This is a genomic window from Bacillus sp. FJAT-49736, assembly GCF_018343615.1.
GTDB lineage: Bacteria > Bacillota > Bacilli > Bacillales > Bacillaceae_C > Margalitia.
Genome location: NZ_JAGYPI010000004.1, coordinates 277,187 through 294,612, shown reverse-complemented (window position 1 = coordinate 294,612; position 17,426 = coordinate 277,187). Strand labels below are relative to the sequence as shown.

19 protein-coding genes are annotated in these 17,426 nt (G+C 36.4%); 3 read left to right on the top strand and 16 right to left on the bottom strand.

What is annotated here, in order from left to right; all coding sequences use genetic code 11:
• Positions 1-99: 99 nt before the first annotated feature.
• Positions 100-1,662, top strand: a complete 1,563-nt coding sequence (locus KHA87_RS19480; RefSeq protein WP_213095851.1) for an SWIM zinc finger family protein — start codon at positions 100-102, stop codon at positions 1,660-1,662.
• Entirely contained in the window at positions 1,655-4,465 is a 2,811-nt protein-coding gene (locus KHA87_RS19475) for a DEAD/DEAH box helicase (protein ID WP_213095850.1), read from the top strand. The genes KHA87_RS19480 and KHA87_RS19475 overlap by 8 nt, the downstream gene beginning before the upstream one ends.
• 392 nt (positions 4,466-4,857) lie before the next feature.
• On the opposite strand, the gene KHA87_RS19470 is transcribed toward KHA87_RS19475, so the two are convergent.
• Positions 4,858-5,028 (bottom strand): hypothetical protein, encoded by a 171-nt coding sequence (locus KHA87_RS19470; RefSeq protein ID WP_213095849.1) that lies wholly within the window; start codon positions 5,026-5,028, stop codon positions 4,858-4,860.
• 18 nt (positions 5,029-5,046) lie between these two features.
• Complete coding sequence (locus KHA87_RS19465; protein WP_213095848.1) at positions 5,047-5,400, bottom strand: single-stranded DNA-binding protein; 354 nt, start codon at positions 5,398-5,400, stop codon at positions 5,047-5,049.
• A gap of 311 nt (positions 5,401-5,711) precedes the next feature.
• Here KHA87_RS19465 and KHA87_RS19460 point away from each other — a divergent pair, with 311 nt between their 5' ends.
• Positions 5,712-6,152, top strand: a complete 441-nt coding sequence (locus KHA87_RS19460; protein ID WP_213095847.1) for a YwpF-like family protein — start codon at positions 5,712-5,714, stop codon at positions 6,150-6,152.
• Positions 6,153-6,195: 43 nt separating this feature from the next.
• On the opposite strand, the gene KHA87_RS19455 is transcribed toward KHA87_RS19460, so the two are convergent.
• The 14 genes from KHA87_RS19455 to KHA87_RS19390 all read right to left on the bottom strand — a co-directional run bounded on the left by KHA87_RS19455 (position 6,196) and on the right by KHA87_RS19390 (position 17,399).
• Positions 6,196-6,573, bottom strand: a complete 378-nt coding sequence (locus tag KHA87_RS19455) for a hypothetical protein (protein ID WP_213095846.1) — start codon at positions 6,571-6,573, stop codon at positions 6,196-6,198.
• Positions 6,574-6,940: 367 nt separating this feature from the next.
• A complete protein-coding gene (locus KHA87_RS19450) occupies positions 6,941-7,228 on the bottom strand; it encodes a hypothetical protein (protein WP_213095845.1) in 288 nt (95 codons plus the stop codon).
• A 111-nt stretch (positions 7,229-7,339) separates the two neighbouring features.
• Positions 7,340-7,765 (bottom strand): 3-hydroxyacyl-ACP dehydratase FabZ, encoded by a 426-nt coding sequence (gene fabZ / locus KHA87_RS19445; protein WP_213095844.1) that lies wholly within the window; start codon positions 7,763-7,765, stop codon positions 7,340-7,342.
• Positions 7,766-7,805: 40 nt separating this feature from the next.
• Positions 7,806-8,078, bottom strand: a complete 273-nt coding sequence (locus tag KHA87_RS19440; protein ID WP_213095843.1) for a DNA-directed RNA polymerase subunit beta — start codon at positions 8,076-8,078, stop codon at positions 7,806-7,808.
• Between the two features lie 13 nt (positions 8,079-8,091).
• Positions 8,092-8,922, bottom strand: coding sequence for a flagellar hook-basal body protein (locus KHA87_RS19435; protein WP_213095842.1), 831 nt, complete (start codon positions 8,920-8,922; stop codon positions 8,092-8,094).
• A 20-nt stretch (positions 8,923-8,942) separates the two neighbouring features.
• Positions 8,943-9,758 (bottom strand): flagellar hook-basal body protein, encoded by an 816-nt coding sequence (locus KHA87_RS19430; protein ID WP_213095841.1) that lies wholly within the window; start codon positions 9,756-9,758, stop codon positions 8,943-8,945.
• A 25-nt stretch (positions 9,759-9,783) separates the two neighbouring features.
• A complete protein-coding gene (mreB, locus tag KHA87_RS19425; protein ID WP_213095840.1) occupies positions 9,784-10,785 on the bottom strand; it encodes a rod shape-determining protein in 1,002 nt (333 codons plus the stop codon).
• Between the two features lie 397 nt (positions 10,786-11,182).
• Entirely contained in the window at positions 11,183-11,446 is a 264-nt protein-coding gene (gene spoIIID, locus KHA87_RS19420) for a sporulation transcriptional regulator SpoIIID (RefSeq protein ID WP_055741870.1), read from the bottom strand.
• A gap of 377 nt (positions 11,447-11,823) precedes the next feature.
• Positions 11,824-12,429, bottom strand: a complete 606-nt coding sequence (locus KHA87_RS19415; protein WP_213095839.1) for a pyroglutamyl-peptidase I — start codon at positions 12,427-12,429, stop codon at positions 11,824-11,826.
• A 107-nt stretch (positions 12,430-12,536) separates the two neighbouring features.
• Complete coding sequence (gene spoIIQ / locus KHA87_RS19410) at positions 12,537-13,400, bottom strand: stage II sporulation protein SpoIIQ (RefSeq protein WP_249310626.1); 864 nt, start codon at positions 13,398-13,400, stop codon at positions 12,537-12,539.
• Positions 13,401-13,574: 174 nt separating this feature from the next.
• Positions 13,575-14,582, bottom strand: a complete 1,008-nt coding sequence (spoIID, locus tag KHA87_RS19405) for a stage II sporulation protein D (RefSeq protein ID WP_213095838.1) — start codon at positions 14,580-14,582, stop codon at positions 13,575-13,577.
• A 200-nt stretch (positions 14,583-14,782) separates the two neighbouring features.
• Positions 14,783-16,093, bottom strand: a complete 1,311-nt coding sequence (murA, locus tag KHA87_RS19400) for a UDP-N-acetylglucosamine 1-carboxyvinyltransferase (protein WP_213095837.1) — start codon at positions 16,091-16,093, stop codon at positions 14,783-14,785.
• 32 nt (positions 16,094-16,125) lie between these two features.
• Positions 16,126-16,860: a YwmB family TATA-box binding protein gene (locus KHA87_RS19395; protein ID WP_213095836.1), complete on the bottom strand. Its 735-nt coding sequence runs from the start codon at positions 16,858-16,860 to the stop codon at positions 16,126-16,128.
• Between the two features lie 302 nt (positions 16,861-17,162).
• Entirely contained in the window at positions 17,163-17,399 is a 237-nt protein-coding gene (locus KHA87_RS19390; RefSeq protein WP_213095835.1) for a DUF1146 family protein, read from the bottom strand.
• Between the last annotated feature and the right edge of the window lie 27 nt (positions 17,400-17,426).

Here is a 17,426-nt window from a genome sequence, read left to right as displayed (position 1 = left end):
CTTCAATCTATTTCTCCTTTCTCAAACTTTTCTAATAGCAATAATTCCTTTAAAATAGAAGTGGTGCCTTTTTTTAAGATCAGGAGGTGATACGAACTTATGAAGGAAGAGCTTCAAGCATTTGCAGAAAAACTTCAATCCTATTTAGATCCCGCAAGTGATACTCACCAAAAGCTTGTTCAAAAAGGCTTGCTTCTTTATCGCCAACAATTAGTTTCAAAAAAGAATATATCCCAAAATATTATCTCTGCTAAGGTTCAGGACGTTACACCTGTTCAGGTTTCATTAGATTTGGAGAATCCCGAGAACAGTTCCTGTTCATGTCCGCAGGAGGGCATCTGCCGTCATCAAATGGCCTTATTTTTTTCCGTTTATAATCAAATTGGCAGTGTGTTTGATTGGGTACAAGAATGGAAAAAGCACGATTCTTCATTCGCGATTTTAAAGAACATGAGGCGTGGAAGTGATTTGGTTTCAGAACAAACACCTGTCCCACTATCTGGCCATGAGGCATGGATACATCGCTTTCATAAAGCATTCAACAATCTCGATATACAAAATGAATATGTGCTAGAGGAAAAACTTAGAGTTACTTACAATCGACTAATTGAATATGCTCCTGTTGAAAGAGAATGGAGACCGTTATACCATCTGTTTGCAGCTTATCATACCCTAAAAGAAGCAAATGAGATATGTGTTAGAAATCATTTTCAGACACATGAGGCCTTCTTTTCTTTTATGCTGGAAGAAGCAGACGACGCATTAAAAAAGCTCTCTATTTCTGTTCTACCTTTTGCTTTCGATTCTTATATTGCTTATTTGCGGGAAGATTGCACGACACTACTGAACACTAAAACCTTTCATTCGTCTGAATTGGCAGAGCTTTATATGCTTCTCTGGACCTCTTTATTTAAACAAACAATTTGGCGTAAGCTGGAATTAGAGAGGTTGCAATCAGAAACTATACAAAACGAAAGAATGATTCTTGCCAAGATATATCTATCCATATTGTGCGGAAAAGATGAAATTGCCTTATCCGCTATGAAAACTTTGGATAAAAACATTATTTATTTCTCTCAATACTGGTTTCAATATTTAAAAACACAAAAGGCATATAGCCGGCTTATAAAATATATTCATGCTATGATTCCTTTCATATCAGATTATTTGTCCAAACTAAAAAATGATTTTGACAGTTATGCGTTTATGAGAATGTTTTTTAGAACAATAGATGAAAACATGTTAGCAGACCATCACCCTCTCCTTTTAGAAAGGATCTATATTGAATTTTTGCCGTTCAGCTATACTCAATACAATGAATACTTAATTGTGAAGCAAAAATTTCGTACATGGGTAGAGCTGCAGCATTTAACAGGAAGAGATATTGAGTTGGTTGATAAATATAAGCTAGAAACTGTTGCCAAGACAGAACCGCAGCTTGTAATGCCGCTGTATCATGCGGCAGTTGAGCATTTATTGGAAAGCCGTACTCGTGATGCTTATAAAAGGTCGGTTAGGTATTTAAAAAAATTGCGTGCTCTATATAAAAAGCAAAAAAAATTAAATGCTTGGGACATCTATTTTGATGATTTGCTTCTTAAGACTAAAAGGCTTCGTGCATTTCACGAGGAATGTAGAAGGGGAAAGCTAATCGATGCTTAAAACAACAGTATTAAAGATTCAAATAGAGTATTTGGAAAAAGGAGCTTTTTTTGTTTATGCAGAGGATCCAAATGGACAAGAAATAAACCCTTCTGTTTGGAAACGCCAACTGTTTATTTGGCATGAGGAAAGCTTCTACGGATCCTCCCTTTCCACTTCAAGGCATAAAGGTAGATTGGGCATCACTATTGATGGCTGGTTATTATTAGCCCTTTTTGCAAACGAAAGCTTCAGCTCGTTAGTGAATTGGGAATGGGACGTAATTGGACAGCTATTGCTATCAAGTGCCCCCATTATGCATGAGGCAGTCGTAAAAGGAATTGCGCTGCCACTCTTTACAGAAAGCGAGGAGCATCCGCTTATTTGGAGACTTCCTCAGCTTGTATTAGATGAATTTGAAGCTCACTTTTGGGAACAGCCAATTGGCGATGCTACTGCAAAAGAGTTATTAGAAGAGTGGTATCATCAAGCGATGACTTCCTTCCTTCAAAGTAGACCCGGAATAATTGATAAAATAAAAAACTTAGGAAAGACTTCCCTTACTGCAGAAGAATTAACTTCTTATTTTGATGAGAAGCGTTTTCGTGATTGGATTGGGGCTGAAGATGAGCGTCCTTTTACCATTGGACTTCGAATTTCAGAACCGACGGAGGACGAGGAGCCTTGGCTTCTTGAAACAGTATTAAGGGATAAGAACAACCCAGACAAACTAATTTCCGCAGATCACAAACGATTTCCTGTCAAATGGAAACCGTATATTCAAGAAATAACAGAAGAACAGGTGCGATGGGGAAAACTGTTTCCATGGCTTAGTGATTCAAAAGGGCTAAAAAAGGAATTAGATGAGATTTTAGCATGGGACTTTTTAACAATTGCAAGCGAAAAACTGCTCATGCTCGGAATTGAAATACTACTTCCTTCCTGGTGGGTAGCAATGCGTGATGCTCAGCTTACTGTAAAAGCCAGACTAAAACAAACTAATACTACCTACCGACCGTCCTTCGTCGGGTTAAATGCTATGCTCGACTTTGATTGGCGGTTATCCATGAATGGCGCTGATTTTACAGAGGAGGAATTTTATCAGCTTGTGGACAATCATCGCCGGCTTATAAAAATTGATGGGCAATGGATAAAATTGGATCCTAAGATGATCCAGCAAATACAAGAATTAATGAAGCGAGCTAAAAAGGAAGGTCTACGTCTTCAGGACATTATGGAACAGGAGTTAATTCCTAAGGAAGATACAGATACAGATGTAGAAGAGGAATTTGATCCACGCAGCTTTGCAAATATTAAAATTGAACTGAATCGTTCCTTAACTAAGCTGGTCCATGCGCTTAAGGACACTTCCAATATTCCTTCTGCTCCAATTCCAAAACAGTTTGAGGGAACATTACGACCTTATCAGCAGCAAGGCTATAACTGGCTTACATTCCTACGCCAATTTCATTTTGGCGCAGTGTTAGCTGATGATATGGGCTTAGGAAAAACCATTCAGCTTATTACCTATTTATTGCAGGTTAAGAATTCAGAGGAACAAGCTGCTCCTGCATTGATTATTTGTCCTACCTCCGTTCTAGGCAATTGGCAAAAGGAACTGGAGCGCTTCGCCCCCACTATGTCTGTTTATCTTCACTATGGACCACATCGCAGCAAAGGGGCTGAATTTGAGAAGAATATCAAGGAAATAGACATCGTATTAACAAGCTATGGCTTATCCCATTTAGATTTTGATGAGCTTGCATCGGTACATTGGGGAACGATTGCCCTAGATGAAGCACAAAATATCAAAAACGCCCAAACAAAGCAATCCAGAGCTATACGGAAATTAAAAGGACGCCATCATATTGCTCTCACCGGTACTCCGATGGAGAATCGCTTATCTGAGCTGTGGTCTATTTTTGACTTTACCAATCACGGTTATTTAGGCACCTTTGCACAATTTCAAAAACGTTTTATTTTGCCGATTGAAAAGGAAGAAGAACAACCAAAAATCAGTGAACTTCAATCGCTTATCCGCCCATTTTTACTGCGCAGAACAAAAAAGGATCCTGATGTTGAGCTAAATCTTCCCGATAAGCTTGAACAAAAGGAATATTGCCCATTGACGACCGAACAGGCCACTTTATATGAACAGCTTATTCGGGAAACCTTTAATCAAATAGAGGAGCTAACAACCTTTGAGCGGAAGGGCCTAATTTTGCAAATGCTAAATAGACTGAAGCAATTATGCAATCATCCTGCTTTGTACCTGAAAGAGGAAGCTCCAAAAGGATTAGAAAATCGGTCCCATAAGATGGAGAAACTTACTGAGCTGATAGAGTCCATCCTAGATGCGAAAGAAGCATGCCTTATATTCACTCAATATATTGGGATGGGTGAAATGATCCAAAAGGTGCTATATAACCGTTTCGGATTGACTGTTCCTTTTTTAAATGGGAGTATGGCCAAGTCCAAAAGAGATGAATATGTCAGCCAGTTCCAAAATGGAGAATTCCCTATTTTCCTCTTATCTCTAAAAGCTGGGGGAACAGGATTAAATTTGACAGCTGCCAATCATGTCGTTCATTATGACCGTTGGTGGAACCCGGCTGTGGAAAACCAAGCAACAGATAGAGCCTATCGTATCGGGCAAAATCGTTTTGTTCATGTCCATAAGCTGATCGCAACCGGCACTCTGGAGGAAAAAATTGATGCCATGCTTGAGAAGAAGCAAGCATTAAATGAAGAGATTATTAATAATGAAAACTGGATTACAGAACTTTCGAATCAAGAATTACGTGACTTGATAATGTTATCATAAGAAATTCCTAGCCTATAGCCATTAGTGAAATTGATACTTCAAATTTCACTTGAAACTAGACAAAGATTAAACTCATTAATAAATTTATTAAATAAGGGGTTTTCGTATAGACTGCTGTTTTTCGTCAATTGTTATCAATCCTAATGTAGTCTTAGTTCGGAGCGCCTTCTTAAGAAAATCATCCATTCATAATCAAAAAGCAGGTCGTTTTTAGGATTTTTGTCTAAAAAAGCAATAAATTTTAAGAAAAGAGCCTTTAACAAAAAACTAATACTTTCTTTTCCCATAAAAAATGACCAGCTTATACCAATTAAGCTGGTCTACTTTTTGAGGATGTATGAGGCTGCTGTTGCTAAAATTTATCTGATGAGGAGACTAGAGGATAAAATGAATTATAGTGAAACCACTTTGGAATTATAGTGTACAGCTTTATGCTGCTCTTGCTCGAGGAAGCTTACGCGTTGGGTGAGCATATAGATTCGATTATTTGTTCTTCCTAGCTGTAATATGAGGTCTTCTAACAATTTTTCCAATGCTTCTATTCTTGCAGAGTAATTTTCCATTCACTTCTCCTTTGCAATTTATTTTGTTGATTGCAGTTCACGGTCTTCCGATGGTTTCCCACCTAAAAACCTTACCGTTTCCGCAACCACTTCCGTAACATACACCTTTTTCCCTTCTTGATTTTCATAATTCCTTGTTTGGATACGGCCAACGACGCCAATAACGGACCCTTTAGAGCAATATTTTGCAGTATTTTCCGCTGTTTTGCTCCATAATGTACATTGAACAAAATCCGCTTCAATTTCTCCAAAACTATTTCGAAAATGTCTATTTAATGCTATAGTTACATTCAAAACAGACTTTCCATCCATCGTTTGTCTAAGCTCTGGGTCCTTAGTTAATCTGCCAACAAGCATAACTTGATTAATCAAAACATTCAAACCCTCCTTTCTATGTTAAAGTAACTACATCATATTAAATCATCACTAAATAGTAAAATAAGGAAATTTATGATTCCTTCGGTATTTTTCTCTAATATTCAAGCTTTCCTACAGATAAAAACTCTTTTTCAACTTCCTTTTTTGCTGAAAAACTTCTTATAATAAAAAAATACCTTTTTTGGTATTTCTTATTAAAGGGTTGCCCATGTGCCATAGATAATATTTCCACAGTTGTATGCTATAATTTGTACTAACAAAGTGTCTTGCTCCAGATGATCGGAAAAATTAATGGAGGATTAAATATGAAAACATTTAAAATTGTCTCACTGCAGGTTATTGTCAATGGGAATATTAAAGATATTCCCTTAGAGGACGGTTTAATTATTAATAAAGAAGACGGGAAAAAGAATTGGTTAATAGAGGCTTATATCAGTAAGGAATATTATGACTTTTTTCGTGCCGCACAAGAAAGCCCAGATGAGTTAGATGTTCAGGTCGTAATTACAAATGAAGCGAATGATCCTGCCCCTTTAAAAACTCATATTCGAGGCATTAAACAATTTAAAAATTACATCAGTGTATTATTAGAGGGGTATATAAGGATACAAAGAAGCAATTATGCCGAGCTTCTTCTTAGTGACATTGTACAAGAAGGCTTTACAGGGGAAGAGCTTATTCAAGAATTCAAAAGCAGGATGAAGAAAATAACTAAATATGTTTCTTCCAAAAAATATCAAGAATGAAGGAAACTAAATCAAAAGCTCCTGAGAAAACAGGAGCTTATTTTTATTGCTTTGATAAGTATTGAATTAGAAATTTCGCCTCTGCTTTACAGGAGTATGAATAATCTGTCTTTAACTCCTTTTGCAGTTGTTCTATTTGCTCTAGTTGATCTGGAGTTGGCTCCTCCGATAAAATCTTTTCAATGGTTTCATTAATCTTCAGAGCGAGGTCTTCATGAAAGCTTGGATCTTCCTTTATTTCATCACTTACCTGATCAAACCAAGATGCATGGTTATTTATATATTCTTTCCACTCATGAATAAAATCCTCTAGACTATATTTATTTTCGTCCCATTGTATTTTTTCCATGTATTGCTCGAATACAGTTGAAATAGAACGACTAATACTTATCTTTATTCCTGGTGATAGCTCATTAAACATCTATTTAAAGAACCCCCTAAATATGTAGCTATTTAGATACATCAAAATTCATAATACCGTATTTTTGAATTGTACTCTATAATCTAAGAAACTTCAACTATGGCTGTTTTCTTTCACTACGCTACTGTTATTTCAGTAATATAATTGTTACATTTTAATAAATTTGTAAAGCTATTTTCGTATAGATTGTTGTTTTTCGTATTTATTCATCAACCTGTATAACTCAATGCTTCGTGGCATCTTTTCGTAGGAAGTTATGCGACAATTACCTAGAAACTTAAGTATTTGACCCTTATTAAGGATCAAATACAACAAGATTTACGAAAAAAGCCATTTGTAACGACAAATAAGCAGGTTTCACTCCTGCTTATTTATTTTTATTCTTTTTATAATCTTCATTTTTAAGGTCTTTATTATATTCATTGTCATTTTCATTTATATCATTTGTATTTTGGTTAAAATCTTTATCCCGGTCCATTTGATTATTATTGCTTTTATTAAATTTATCTTTATCAACATCATTCATATTCCTATTTTCATTCACACCGTTATTTAAACTTGGCGGTGGCGGTTCTTGTTTCTTCGTATTACATCCTGCCAAAACAATAAGAATAAGGGAAAAACTTAATATCCAATTAAGCATCTTTCTAGCCATGAAGACTTCTCCTTTCATGTTTGCTCTATGGATAACTTTCCCCTTATTATTGAAAACATACTGTAAAATTCTTATTCCTTCAAAAGTGGCAGAGGTAATTTCCACTATCATTTATTTACCTAGGGCAAACATTAGCTCCGTTTCACAAACGATTTCACCTTCAACTTTAGCAATACCTTTTCCTTTCCCTACAGGGCCTTTTAAACGCAATATTTCTACTTCCAGCATTAATTGATCACCCGGTCTTACTTGACGCTTAAAACGGCAATTATCAATGCCTGCAAAAAAAGCAAGTCGGCCACGGTTTTCCTCCAATTTAAGCATTGCAACCGCTCCAACTTGTGCGAGTGCTTCTACTATTAATACACCCGGCATTACTGGAAAGTCCGGAAAATGACCATTGAAAAACTCCTCATTTCCAGACACATTTTTCATCCCTACTGCTCTTTTACCATCTTCCACCTCTAAAATCTTATCGACTAATAAAAAGGGATAACGATGCGGGATGATTTCCTTGATTTGCTGAATATCTAACATATGTATTACCTCCATGAAAAAAGGAAGGATATCCTTCCTCTTATTTTTTATTCACTAGGTCGACAATATGGGTCCAAGTGGATTTGGATAATGCATCCATAGGTTTTCCATCACCGATAACACCATATCCAACAATAATCCCGGATAAAACACTTATCACAATCGCACAAAGGACCAGAATAATTCTTAACCAAATAGGGATAAGCCGAATTCGGATCTTTTCTCTATTTTCAGTTTTCCGTTCCTCCGATTTTTTTCTCTTCTTAAATTGTGAACGTGTTTCTGTTTTAGGCTGGATTTCCTTTTCTGTCATTCCCATTTCCCCTTTAACGAAGACCGTTTACTAATCCCATCATTTGATCTGAAATGGTTATTGTCCTTGATTGAAATTGATATTCGCGTTGAACATTAATCAGTTCTGTCATCTCTTGGCCTAAGTCAACATTGGAGCCTTCTAAAGCACCCTGTTGAATGGAGATATTATTTCTCCCAGCCCCAACCAAATTGGTAAGAACATTTGTACCTGCAACACCATTTTTCGGCAAACCAATTAAATTATCACCGTATTGCTCCAAAAACTGAGGTTTATTGACTGCAATAACACCAAGGTTATAAGCATTCGTTTGACCGTTATTTTGTTTTACTAGAAGTCTGCCATCACTTGTTATTGTATAGCTTTCCGCATTTGCAGGAAAGGTAATCATTTTATTATTCTCATCCAAAACTGGATAACCTGAGCTGTTAACAAGCATAACCTCATTTTTTCCAACAGGCGAAACGGATAGGTTCCCATCCCTTGTATAACGGACCTCATTTTGTCCGTTATCACTTGTTAATACCTTTAAAAATTGATTTTCTTTAGTAAAAGCAACATCTAAAGGACGCTTTGTTTCTTTAAGACTGCCTTGAGTTAACAGCATTTGAGATTGGGCCATCTTTGCACCAGCACCTAAACGGATTCCAAGTGCAGTGTTTCTTCCTATTTCATTATTTGGATTGAGCTGGTTGTTGAATTGTTGGAATAATAGGTCTGTAAAGGTGACTTCTCGTTTCTTATAACCGTTTGTTTCCACATTAGCCATATTATTGCTGATAATATCGAGTTGTTTTTGCAGCTGATTCAAAGTATTCGATGCAACAATCATAGATCTATTCATTGGAAAACCCCCTCACCTTTCTAGCCATTTACTCGTCCAACTTCGTTAACCGCTTTATCCATACTGTGATCATATGCCTGCAAAACCTTTTGATTTGCTTCAAAGCTCCTGTAAGCTGATAACATTTCCGTCATTGTCTGCGAAACATCTACATTTGAACGCTCTAAATAACCTTGTTTTACTTGAAAAAGCGTATTTGGTGCCGTGGGCAAAACGGTATTATTGTCTACACGGAATAAACCATCGCCCTCTTTTATTAATGTATTCGGATTTGCTGCATAGGCAATACCAAGTGTTCCAGCTTGGGTTCCATTTTCACTAACCCTGCCGCTTGAATCTACAGAAAAGTCTGCACTATTTAGATGAATTCGATTTCCATTTCGCCCCAAAACATACAGTCCATTTGCAGTCGTTAAATAGCCTTCGCCATCTAACGTAAAGTTTCCGTTACGCGTATATTTTACCTTCCCATCCTTATCTTGTACGGAAAAAAATACAGTGCTTGCGGAATCTGGATTAATATCCTGAAGTGCCAAATCCGTTTTATTTTGAGTTGCCTGCAAATCTCCTTGCAGGAACTTAGGCAAAACCTCCTGCATGTATACACCTGTATTGATAGCACCTACTCTTGAAGATGAAGGTATGGTAAAGGTGTTATCAACCGGAACTGTCTGCTTATTCATGCGCTGAAGGAGAAGCTCAGGGAAAGCCCTCATCGATGATTGATCCACTTTAAATCCAGGGGTATTCGAATTAGCCATATTATTGGTTAAAAGATCTGTTTTTCGCTGCTGCGCAATCATTCCGGATGCTGCTGTGTAGAATCCTCTAAGCATCTTTTATTCCCCCAAGTGTAAAAATTTATACTAATCTGCGATTAGCAATTTTGTCCATGTTTTCAAGCATAATGCCGGTACCAATTGCGACAGAATCCATTGGGTTTTCAGCAACTAGTACTGGTACTTTTAATTCATCAGCAAGTAACTGATCGATTCCGTGGAGTAATGCCCCGCCACCTGTTAAAATAACACCACGGTCAATGATGTCCGCAGATAATTCAGGAGGAGTTTTTTCAAGAACATTTTTCGCTGCTTGTACAATGACAGAAACGGATTCTTTAAGTGCTTGCTCTACTTCTTTGGAATTTACCAGAATCGTTCTAGGAAGTCCCGTAACCATATCGCGGCCGCGAATTTCCATTTCCTCTTTACGAGCACCAGGAAATACTGTTCCAATGTTTATTTTGATGCTTTCTGCAGTACGTTCACCAATTAACAGTTTATATTCTTTCTTAATATATTGAAGGATTTCATTATCGAATTTATCCCCTGCCATTTTAATAGAAGCAGATGTTACAATATCCCCCATAGAAAGAACTGCAATATCCGTTGTTCCGCCACCGATATCCACTACCATATTTCCGCTTGGTTGGAAGATATCCATTCCTGCACCGATTGCTGCAACCTTAGGTTCCTCTTCTAGGTAAACCTTTTTTCCGCCGCTTTTTTCAGCTGCTTCTCGGATTGCTTTTTGTTCCACACTCGTAATATTGGTTGGACAACAGATAAGGATTCTTGGCTTTGATAAAAATCCTTTCACATTCAATTTATTTATAAAATGCTTGAGCATTGTTTCTGTTACATCGAAATCAGCAATTACTCCATCCTTTAATGGACGAATTGCTACAATGTTTCCAGGTGTTCTACCTACCATTCGACGGGCTTCCTCACCAACAGCTAACACTTTATTAGCATTTTTATCAATTGCCACTACTGATGGCTCATTCAAAACAATTCCTTGTCCCTTTACATGAATTAATACATTTGCTGTTCCTAAGTCTATACCAATATCTTTTGCAAACATGCACTATACTCCTTTCATATTGAGCGAACTACTTTTCGTTAACAAGGGCAATCTATGTAAATGTAGGTTATGTCAAAAGTCCCTATTTCCCTAATTTTATATTTTATCATACTTTTGTCGAGATTAGGTATTCATTGTCAAAAAATCTTTTGAAAAATTTAAGAAAAGATGGGAAATCATTGAATGAAGTAGTACTGGGAGCTCCTTGTAGAGTTTAGTACAATCAGATGTGTAATTTCTCTCGAAGCAAGGTTTAAGAAACAAAAAGGGATGCGACGAGTCCTAAACAAACAGCATGGAGAAGATCTCTAGATATTCAAGTGCCAAATTGCCGCCTTCGCTAAACCGTAATGAATGCAAAAAGAAGCAATCTGAATGCAATTGCTTCTTTTTTTCCTTAATTATTTTGAAACTCTTCTTTTTTGTACTTTTGCTTAGTCGCTTCTCCACCACGAAGATGTCGAATGGATTTATGATAATCTAATATTTCTTTCACTTCATTTGCAAGTTCAGGATTAATTTCAGGTAACCTTTCCGTTAAATCTTTGTGGACAGTACTTTTGGACACGCCGAACTCCTTCGCAATCACACGAACTGTTTTTCTCGTCTCCACGATATACTTTCCAATCTTGATAGTTCTCTCTTTGATGTAATCGTGCACACCGCTCGCCCTCCCCAAATTGGATGAGAGAAGTGTGAAATGAGACTCGCTTTCCCTTCAACGGAGTATGCTGTATCTTCGCATATTTAAGCACAGTTTTTCTTCAACTGCTTTTCCTTCTTTTATGCGCTGAGAGTTTGATTGCTGCTCTCATATATCTAGAAATTATTCAAGTCTATAACTATATATTATAAATGTTAACGATAACTCACCTCAAACACTCTCTTTGTTTTTTGTCAGGTTTGATAACATTTTATTAGCTTGGGTAAAAATATATGCACAAAAAGCATAATAAGGACAAGGCTACCGAGTTTTATTTTTCCGAAAATTCATAAATTTATATAAAAGCACAAAAAAAGGGGATAACTTTCCCCATTTTATATCGTTTCTTCAATAATAATGGAAATTGCTTTTTCTAAATCATTCTGTGACCAACTAGGGATTCTTTTTTTACTTTGTGTTACAAGCTCATGTGAGGCAGGTATATGTATAAATCCAGCAGGAATATTTCTTCCCGATTGTTTTAATTCATGTAACAGGGAATACATGATATTATTGCATAAATATGTTCCCGCACTGTTAGAAATACTTGCAGGGTAACCCCTTTGATTTAAGGTTTGCACCATTTTTCTTATCGGCAGCGTGGAAAAGTAGGCATCTGGTCCATCTTCGCAAATAAGGGCATCCTCTCTTATTACGCCATTATTGTCAGGCTCACCATCTTGACAGTTAATAGCTACTCTTTCCGGTGTAATAGAATTTCTTCCAGCAGCAAGACCTAATGATACTACAGCATCTGGATTTAACATCTTTAAACGTTCTATTAGAATTTTTGCACTTTCCAGAAAATCAACCGGAAGAAGGAGACTTTCTATTTCATACTGGCCAATACACTTCTTATCCAATGATTTAACAATTGCTTCCGTCGGATTAATGGGAAAACCCAAAAATGGCTCAAATCCGGTTAATAAAAGCTTTTTCATGAAACTCCCCCCAAGTACAATTTTTTTACTATTATTAATTTTAGTACAATGGGGTAAAAATAAAAAGAGTGGACTTATAAAACTCCACTCTTTTTACATAAATATCATTATCCTTGTGAGTCATCTGTATTTTGTGAGTCATTGTTATCACTGGAGCTGTCGCTACCATCATTGGTTTCTGCTGCTTTGTCATCCTTTGAATTGTTAGATTGATCATCACTTTTCATTTGATCATCAGCAGATGATTTGCTTCCCGTATTCACATTATCAAGAGCAGATAATGTTTTATTAATATAGGAGTTTGGATTTAGGTAAGCATTATCCTTGCGAATTTCAAAGTGAACATGTGTACCAGCCTTTTCATTTAATTGGCTTGTCCCAGCTTTCGCAATGGTTTTTCCTTGCTCTACAATATCTCCGACCTTCACTTGAATGTTCTTTACGGATTGATATACTGTAATAACGCCTTTTTCATGTTCAATTTCAATCACATTTCCCAATAATGGATCACTTTCATTTACTTTTGTAACAGTTCCGCTCATGGCTGCTACAACATCAAAATCTTTTCCATCCTTCATCGCAAGATCAATTCCGCGATTTGGTTGATACTGATTTCCGTTATATACTAAGATAGCTGCTTCTTGCTTTTCTTTTGAAGCTTTTGAATCATAGAAGTCCTTAACAACTTTCGCTGAACTTGCATCCTTTACTGGCCACTTGAAATTTTCCAGTGTCTTTGTAACCTCGGTTGCAGGATTTTTATATTCCTTCTTTCCTACATACCCATCCCCACGATAGCTAAAGTTATCTTTTGCAGATTCATTGCTTCTAGACTGATACCAAAAAATTCCCGTGATAAGTAATGCAGCACATACTAGATAAACTGCTGGGTATACCCAACGTTTTTTTAACATGCTTTTTCCGCGTTTTTTTTGAGAAGATAATTTCTTTTCTTCCTCTCTCATTTTCATCACCTCTGCATCCATTTTGAACAGATACAGGGAAATATATACATCTATCTTAAAAAAATTTTTAAATTCTTATAATTTGCCATTTTTGCAGATATTATGTATTATTTTTTAATGATTTTTTTATCTTAATAAATTGACAATTTCAAAAAATAAACTTCTCTTATAAAGAGAAGCCTATTTTCTAGCGGTTACTTTATTTAAAAATTGATTGGTGCTCGTAATTTTTATCCCCTTATAATAGTATTTGACAATATCCTGATAGTTTTTTCCTTCTTTGGCCATTCCATTTGCCCCATATTGACTCATGCCGATTCCATGCCCATAGCCTTTTGTAGTGATAATAATGTTATCTCCCTTGCGAACCCAGTCAAAATCGGATGATCGTAAGCCAAGCCTATCTCTAATATCCCTGCCAGTAAACTTCTTCCCGTCTATAGTTATAGTCCCTACCCGATTTCCATGTGTACGGGATGTTACTGTTCCAATGCTGCCAGTATTGGATAATTGGACGTTAAGTTTATTTTCAAAAACGGAGACTGGAATAGCCTCTTTATAGCTAAATTTCGGAGACGTTTTATCCCATGGACTCTTTACGCTTTTTAAATAGGGAACTGGATTTCCCCAATAATCCTCCGAATTCTCCGTAAAACCATTACTAGTGGAGAAAAAAGCCGCCGTAATCGGACTTCCGTTATAAGTCAATATTTGACCTGCTGTTTCTTCTACTGCCTTGCGTATTTTTTTGATATTACGGTTATATTTATTTCCCCATTCTTTTTTTAACTCATCCATATTTTGATAGACTTGGAAGTTCTGGGTGTCCTCCACCACAGCACCTTTAGGAACACTACTATTCCCCCCGTACATTAACTGTTTTACTATGTAGGTTCTCGCGGTCAATGCCTGAGCTTTTAACGCCTCTTTTTCAAATGAAGCAGGCATTTCAGAAGCAACCACTCCTACCACATAATTTTCAAGGTCCGGCTTTTCAATTTGCTTTGTTTTTGTGCGATATACTGCAACTTCGACAGTTGGTTCCTTCGTCTTTGGCTTTTGTATTTGTTCATCAAGCTTTCCACTCACTTTTTCTGAAGAAAAAGGAAGAACGAGTAAGGTCGGTACGAGAAAAGAAACGATGATCAATAGAGAGATGATTAGTAGGACTGGTTTTATTTGTTTCATGCTTGATGCCTCCATTATTTATTTTGATAGAGTTTCATAAATCCATCTCTTTCATAAATATGGCTGACAGCATGTTTTTATGAATAAGTCTAGTAAAAAACTTCATTCTAGTAAATTTAACTATAGTTTTTTAACCATTGAGTGCTTTTTTGCAAAAAAAAAACCCCTACAAATCATATTGTACGGGTCTTCTGTTCATTTTATACATTTACATCTGATATATATTCATTTATCTCTGTTACAACTTCTACTTCATCATTAATTCGTTCAATATCTGCACCGAGACTTGCTAATTTGTGATGGAAATTAACATACCCGCGATCCAAATGCTTTAATTCAGTAACACGTGTATAGCCATCAGCTTTTAAGCCTGCAATAATTAATGCTGCGGCAGCCCTTAAATCAGTTGCAGCGACTTCTGCCCCTTGAAGATTACTTGGGCCATTTACAATCACTGATCTGCCTTCTATTTTAATATCCGCATTCATTCTGCGGAACTCCTCTACGTGCATAAAGCGATTTTCAAATACTGTTTCCGTTATGACTCCTGAACCTTCCGCACAGACGAGAAGTGCCATCATTTGCGACTGCATATCTGTCGGAAAACCAGGATGTGGCATTGTCTTAATATCTACTGCTCTAAGCTTTTCTGGACCAATAACCCTCAAGCCTTGAGCCTCTTCAATAATAAGAACACCCATTTCTTCTAGCTTTGCAACCAGTGATGTTAAATGTTCCGGAACTGCTCCCTTCACAAGGACATCACCACCGGTAATTGCAGCAGCAATCATAAAGGTTCCAGCTTCAATTCGGTCAGGAATAATCGTATGTTCAGTGGCAAACATACTCTCTACACCTTCAATTCGAATGGTTCCAGTACCTGCGCCTTTAACGATTGCACCCATTTTGTTTAAGAAATTAGCGAGATCAACAATTTCAGGTTCTTTCGCGCAGTTTTCAATTATAGTCGTTCCTTCTGCTAAAGTTGCAGCCATCATAATATTTTGCGTTGCGCCAACACTTGGGAAATCTAAATAAATTTTTGAGCCCTTTAAGCGTCCTACTGCTTCAGCCTCAATAAATCCATTTCCAACTTTTATTTTTGCTCCCATTGCTTCGAAGCCTTTAAGATGTAAATCGATAGGGCGTGAACCTATTGCACATCCTCCTGGAAGAGCGACACGGGCTTTACCCACACGGGCTAATAATGGTCCCATTACAACTACAGAAGCACGCATTTTTCTCACATATTCAAATGGAGCTTCAATTAATAACTCTCTTGATGCATCTACAGTGATTTCATTATTTTGAAAGGTTACATCTGCATTTAAATGACGTAACACTTCACTAATTGTATATACATCGGAGAGTGTTGGTACATCACGAATAACACTTTTTCCTTCACTAGCTAACAATGATGCAGCGATAACAGGCAATACGGCATTTTTAGCACCTTCTACTTGAACCGTACCATTTAACCTTTTTCCGCCGCGGACGATGATTTTTTCCAAGAGTATTCCCCTCCGCGTCCATTTTCTCTATATTAATATTCAATCGTTATGATAGGTGTGCCAATAACGAAGGTCGTTTTAGCGCCCAAACCATTTTTTCTCAGTCCAATTTGCAAATTCATTTTTTTGTTTTTTGTAGGAATGGACTCGGTAAATAAAGGCGAAAACGCTGAAACTGAGTAAAAGTCTTTTTCCTTTAATGCTTCTATTTCTTTTGCTTGAAACTCGTGTAATAATTGCTCTTTTTCCTTCAATAAAACATTTTCAATTTTATCATTGAATTCGCCTTTGATACAAGAGAAAATTGTTGGTTTTTCCCTGTAAAGAACATCCAATTTTTCCGGTAGGATTTGATCGATTTTTTTTGCAAAAGATGAATTCCAGCTATGTCCTTTGATCTCATATAATAAGTACGAGATGGTGGAGTTTTTTCTAGGGGTCGACATTAATTTTATTGTTTCGACATAATCTTTGTGCTCCACAATACCAGTCGCGATGCCGGATTTTTGGTCGATAAACCACTCCATTAAAGGAAATTGCTTTTTTAGGGTTTTTATTTCCTTTTCCCAACCAGTCATTGAATGAATATCAATGGATTCTCTTGCATATAAAGACCATTCATCAATACTTCCCTTTTGCCCCTTTACCATTTCAGCAATTTTGTTTATATCAGTGATAAAGGACTCTGCACTGGTTTTATTCCCATAATTTACGAGCATAAAACAAGCGCTGAATACAAATATTAAAAAAATCATTTTGCTTTTCAATTGGTATCCTCTCCCCTTAGTTAAAGTGTTTACCACATAAGGCCAACACATACTTGGGAAAAGTCGTCATCTTTTGACAGTAATTTAACTCATTTAACTCATTCATTTTTCACTTCGTAATACACCAATAAATTAGACGGATGAACTGTTAATTATGTTACAAATATTTTACACTAAAATTAAATTACTATAACATCATACTGAATTATACTTAATTTATAAACATGCAATAAGTACTATTTTTAACAAAATAATGACATTTTCATTTCTTTCACAAAAATCCTAATCAGGAAATAAGCTTTTTACTGAAAAATAAGAGGAAGTTGTTGTGACCATAGAAGATAATTAAGAAAAAAATTACTTATGGATGATCCGATGGCAATAGTCAAAATAATCATGAGTAGTCTCGCTTGAAATACACGATTTGGTTTTAACAGCTTTTCAAACTGTAGTGCTTGCAATGACCAAAAAGTAATTCCAAAGAAAAAAATATGAACAATAATGCTTACTAAAGCTTGCTGCCCGAAATCAGCAATCATTTTTCTACACTCCTTCCTTTCATTGCT